Consider the following 5,021-nt stretch of genomic DNA (forward strand, 5'->3'; position numbering starts at 1 on the left):
CCGCATCGACTGGCAGTAGATGAATGTCCCCACGCGGCACTGGCCGCGGCGGATGTCGCCGTAATAGTACTTTCTTGTCCTTGCTCCGGTAATGCGGGACTCGTCTGATGCCTCGAAATAACTCCGGTAGGTATCGTCCGTACGGCAGAAGTCATATATTTCCTGAAAAGTCCTTGTTTTCATTTGTTACTCCTTTTTATGTATTGTCTTCTTCCGGCGGGGGAAATTCCCCCGTCTTGTAAAATATCTCTCCGAGACGGTCCGCCTGTTCCGCCAGGCCTTTCTTCCTGACAGCCGACACGGCCTTGCGTGCGGTCTTCTCGTACATGCCCAGCAGTACCGCCTCGGGCAGGCGTTTCGTCCGCCACACCTCCTGTGCGGTGGTGAGCATTTCCACCTCGCAGCCCAGATGGGCGGCTGTGAGGATAATGACGGCATTGCCGATAAAGTTCGGTATGCGTTCTTCCCGTTGTTCTCCTTTCATTGTTCCGTGCCTTTAATCCGTTTCGAACTCATCTTCATAGACCTCGATCTCCTTACCGCTTTCGCAGATGCGTACCAGCCAGATGTATTGGAACCGTTCCAGCAGCTCTATACGGCGATAGCCCTTGTAGGCCACTTTCAATGTTGCAATGTCTCCCGGTTTCATGTCAGGCGGGTATTTCAAATTGGACATGGAAATGGAATTCACTTATCAGGCTGCGGATGTACGGTACTGATTTCGGATCCTCCCCGTAAGGATAGAAGATGGTCCGGCAGCGCGTCAGGCATCGGATACCCTGTTTTCGTAACCGGTACAGCAGGTAAGCCCTGCGTCGTATTTGTTTCTTGCTCATCGTATAAAGGATTATGTCGTTTTGATTAGAATAGTGGTGTGGTCATCAAACGGGGGCATCTCTTTACGTTTTCGATGTAATGCCTCCATTGAAAGATGCTTATCTTGTGTTAACAGGGATGAACATTATTTCAATGGAGGGAGTACTGATTTATTCTGACCCGCCACACCGTGCCGCCTACCGGGCGGATGGAGATGACGGCCTACTTCTTACGCCATGCCGCCATCTTCTTCTTGATGTTGATATTGTTGTCCGCCAGCATTTTTTTCAGGACTGCCAGCAACCGCCATCCTTCTCCGTTTTTATACTCTTCCGCTTTTGCTGACAGGAACGCCAGTGACTGGTACTTGTCCAGCCTGCGCCCCGAGTCGTCAATGGCCGTGCAGCCGTGGAAACGGATCAGATTCTGCATGGTAAAGAACGCCCCGGCGCCCTTATAGGCGTCCATCCATGCCTTGCTTTGAGGAGTATCCCATGGCAGCCGGATACGGCGGTCATTGAACTGTCTGACCGCGTTGTAAAGCTGTGTGGCGTCCAGCGCGTGCCTGATGTGGGTTATCGCAATGGAAAGCGGGTAGTACAGTTTGGATTGCAGGTCCTCCACGAAAATATTATGGCCGTGTACACGCTTGTAGGGAACTCCCTTGCATTTTCTTGTTTCCAGGTTACCCACGTGTTTTTTCAGCGCACTGACATAGTCGCTCGCGATGGACAAAACCACATCACGGTTGAACCAGCGGTTTCTCTCGGCAAAACCCGTGATGTCCTTGTGTTCCATCTTCATCTGGGCGTGCAGCTCGTTCAAGAGCATTCTCCACTGGTAATCATAGCCTTTCCGGTGAATCATCTCGGTCACCCCTGCCGGCTCTTTTTCACGGTAATGCGTGTATGACATCATATGGAACATTTGTGCCATGACCCACCGGCGGAAGAGTCGGTTGTTGGGAACGGTACCCTGTGCCATGATGCTGCTGAATATCGGGTCGTTGTCATCCAGGATGGTAAGTTTCCCGTCTTTGTTGGAGGCGATATACTCGCCGCCCTCGGCTCCCTGCATGGCGAACAGGCAGCTCACGTCCACACCGGCACCGCGGAGTGCCTCGATACGCTCCCGCGCCCCTTTGGGAAGTCCGGCGGGAGAATTATGGCCGGCCACCGCCGGATAGACGGTGCCCAAATCCGAATTCTTGCCGATAACGGTGCCCGTGGCGGCAAATTCCTTGTCCGCGATGGCGAATTCCGTGCCACATCCGGGACACAGGATTTTTGTCTCTTGTTTCTTTCTGCTCATTGTGAATTTGTTAATAGTTGATTACTTCCGGGCTCCACCCATTCTCTGAGTATCACCAGGTCCTTGTCTTTTTCGCTTTGCCAGAACCATTTGCCCATCGTTTCGGGATTCCATGTGAACCCGCCCATAATCCGGCAGAGGATATAGAATTCCAGCTCGAATTGAGCGGTGTCCCGGTGTTGCCCATACAGCATGTCCCCGTCCTCGAGGTCACTTTCGGGCAATGCCATGAAATACCGGCGGGACTTGCTTTGGCTGCGCTCCGATGGTATCGAATGTTTATAGCGGCGGTACAGCTCCTCCACATCCGTGAAAAAATCCCCGCAGCCGTACTCCGGCAACCACGGAGCGCCATCATGCCTGCCGTTCCGTATCATGTGTCTCCCGTTTACTATTAAACTTCTGGACTGGAAATCAATCCGGAAATTTGCGCCGTTCTCTATGGCGGTGACGGTTTCTCGGTAAATATCTTCCATTTTCTCACCTGTTTACAATTAATGGCACTCAAACCCCTGGCGCGTATCTTTATAGTCCTGATAAATACAGTAGGACTTCGGTCCTGAACCAGGTAGTTGCCTGGCTCAGGACCAAGCTTGAATACTGTATCTTGAATTTGGGTCCCTCGTGCATATGCGGTCGCGCTACCTTCTGTTCAGGGGACTCATCCGGACGGCACATCCCTTTAAAAACCTGATACGGGCCGCGAGTACAGCTGGAACCTGTGTCATCTGTCGTGTTAGCAGGAGATGACACAGGCTCCAGCCGTGTGAATCGCGGCTCTGTTGAAATCCCGGCCTTACCCCCTTTGCCCTGTGCTGTTCTTTTTGCGGTTCCCGGAATGCCGGCACGTTCCTTTACAGGTCCGATGTCTGCTGTGGCGGAAGCCGGAATGGCGCCGTCGTATGACGCTAGGGATACGACGGCGCGATACGGGCTTATCGGAGACAGCGGGCTGAATCCATTCCCCCGAACCGCACGTTCCCGTGCTGGAAAAGACTGAAAGTTCTCATAATACCGGCACATGGCTTTATGCTTCCGATGTATCCCGCGTATGGGTCTTCTGCGGAGTCCGAAGGCGACGGTCAGCCGCCTTCAGACTCGGAAAGAAGACGTCGGTACGCGGGATGCCCAAACCTATTCCTTGAACTTTCCCGGTGTGCTCCGGTAACGGGTGCGGGACAGACGGCACATGACTCTAATTTCCCGATACATTACAGGCGCAGCCAGAATCAAGGTGGGATTAACCGGCTGTTAGACCGGTTAATTCCTATATGGATTCTGGTTATAAGCCTGTAACGTTGAATAACCTGCCCGTTCACCCGTTCTGCCGTGTGCCCGGCATGCCCTATAACGATGCTACCAGCGTATTGTACACCGCCCGGCTCGTCAATAAGGCGCCGCGCATGCATCCTATGGTCAGGTAGCCCGGAATGATTCCCGGGGTCTTGCCCCGGTTCGCCTTCACGTTGCGCCCTTTGCCCCGGACAATGCAGCCGTCCTGCCCGGTACTGACATATCCCAGACCGCCTACCTTCCGCTTGCCCGTACTTACGGCCCGGAGGCAGTCCATCACGAACTTGTTCAGTTCGTCAAGGTCCCTGCGGACATTGCATACCGGAAGCACCTGGGTCGCCCAGCTGAACTCACCGTTGCCCTTATACAGGTAGCGGTTGACGGCATTTACCGCATTTGCCAGGGTCGTGCGGGGATTACGGACCGTGCGATGCTCAATCTCTTTCTGGAAGGTCTTGATACGGCTTGCCGAAGGGGAGATCATGTCCCCCTTGATGCTGAACCCGAGAAACTTGAACCAGCGGTCGGACATCAGGTATTCCACCTTCTTCGGGTTGAGCTTCATACTTTTCTCGCCGAGCCTTTGTTCCAGCACTTGCATTGCTTTCCCGTAGTCGTTACCGATGAACAGCATGTCGTCCGAGTATCGGATGTAGTAGCCTGTCATTTCTGAGAGTTCCTCGTCGAGATCATGGAGCAGCACATCGGCCAGCCAGCTTGCCACGGGACAGCCCTGTTTGAGGGACTGGTACTTGGCTTGAAGGCGGTTGTCTTCATCGAAGTAAAGATCGTTGTGGTAGTACTTCCTGAGCACGTCAATTAAGGAGGAGCGTCCGTGTCTGGCCTCGACCTTGTCGAACGCCTCGTCAATGTACCGTATCGGCACACTATCGAAATATTTGCTCAGATCCGACTTCCAGCCCAGAATGCCGCCGCCTCTCGTTTCCGCTATCCGGCGGCTGGCCTCGGTGACTACGCTACCGCAGCCGATACCGCTCTGGTAGGACTTGCACGAGGGGTGTACCATTTCCGGCATGAGGTCGAAGAGCAGGTCGTTGGCAATGCTCAGCACTACCCGGTCGACGGGCTCGTTGATGTATACCGTACGGAACTCGCCGTTCTCCTTCGGTATCTGTGCGGTATGCGGGGGAGCGATTTCGTACTTCCCCTGTATCATGGCATCGGCCATGGCCATACGGGTATGCTCGTCGGTCAGCCGGATAAGCTGGTCTTTCCGGATGTCTTTCAGCACTCCTTTCTCAATGGCCTTTTTCCACCGGCCGATGTCGAAGAACATTTGTAATATCTTGTCTGACATGGTTCGTATGTTTTTTATTATTTTTCCTGACAATACCGTTCAAAGCGTTGGAGGTTATAACTTTCTGTCTGCAGGTTCTCCCAGCAGTCCCGTATAAACTCCTCCCGCACCTCAGCTTTTGCCTGCGGGAATTCTTCCTCCAGCACTCTTCGGGCAAATTCTTTCCAGTTCCCGTTTTCTGCCAGTTCCTTGCGGATTTCAGGCAACAGCCGTTCGTATTCTTCTACCGTTCCGCACAAGGACAGCAGGTCGTCATTTGAGAGGTACTCTTCCGCGTCGTGGA

General features: G+C 53.5%; 7 protein-coding genes and 1 pseudogene. 1 reads left to right on the top strand and 7 read right to left on the bottom strand.

Annotation, left to right across the window (positions count from 1 at the left end):
• From LPH68_RS25460 to LPH68_RS25480, 5 genes and pseudogenes are all read right to left on the bottom strand, one after another.
• Positions 1 to 183: pseudogene (locus LPH68_RS25460) on the bottom strand (hypothetical protein); the annotation flags it as partial.
• A 13-nt stretch (positions 184 to 196) separates the two neighbouring features.
• Positions 197 to 484, bottom strand: coding sequence for a hypothetical protein (locus tag LPH68_RS25465; protein ID WP_032534386.1), 288 nt, complete (start codon positions 482 to 484; stop codon positions 197 to 199).
• Positions 485 to 496: 12 nt separating this feature from the next.
• Complete coding sequence (locus LPH68_RS25470) at positions 497 to 676, bottom strand: hypothetical protein (RefSeq protein WP_032577801.1); 180 nt, start codon at positions 674 to 676, stop codon at positions 497 to 499.
• A 362-nt stretch (positions 677 to 1,038) separates the two neighbouring features.
• Entirely contained in the window at positions 1,039 to 2,127 is a 1,089-nt protein-coding gene (locus LPH68_RS25475) for a hypothetical protein (RefSeq protein ID WP_032534383.1), read from the bottom strand.
• Positions 2,124 to 2,603: a hypothetical protein gene (locus LPH68_RS25480; protein ID WP_032534382.1), complete on the bottom strand. Its 480-nt coding sequence runs from the start codon at positions 2,601 to 2,603 to the stop codon at positions 2,124 to 2,126. Before LPH68_RS25480 ends, LPH68_RS25475 begins: the two co-directional genes overlap by 4 nt.
• Positions 2,604 to 2,848: 245 nt before the next feature.
• Between LPH68_RS25480 and LPH68_RS25485 the strand changes: the two genes are divergently transcribed.
• Positions 2,849 to 3,127 carry a hypothetical protein gene (locus LPH68_RS25485; protein ID WP_196244690.1) on the top strand — a complete coding sequence of 93 codons (279 nt, stop codon included), beginning with the start codon at positions 2,849 to 2,851 and terminating at the stop codon, positions 3,125 to 3,127.
• 345 nt (positions 3,128 to 3,472) lie between these two features.
• Here LPH68_RS25485 and LPH68_RS25490 read toward each other — a convergent pair whose 3' ends face one another.
• Entirely contained in the window at positions 3,473 to 4,738 is a 1,266-nt protein-coding gene (locus LPH68_RS25490) for a reverse transcriptase domain-containing protein (protein WP_032534378.1), read from the bottom strand.
• Positions 4,739 to 4,755: 17 nt separating this feature from the next.
• The coding region (locus tag LPH68_RS25495; RefSeq protein WP_230297225.1) for a hypothetical protein at positions 4,756 to 5,021 on the bottom strand (266 nt) is incomplete at its 5' end.

Source organism: Bacteroides sp. 1_1_30 (assembly GCF_020982715.1).
GTDB classification, from domain to species: Bacteria; Bacteroidota; Bacteroidia; order Bacteroidales; family Bacteroidaceae; genus Bacteroides; species Bacteroides xylanisolvens.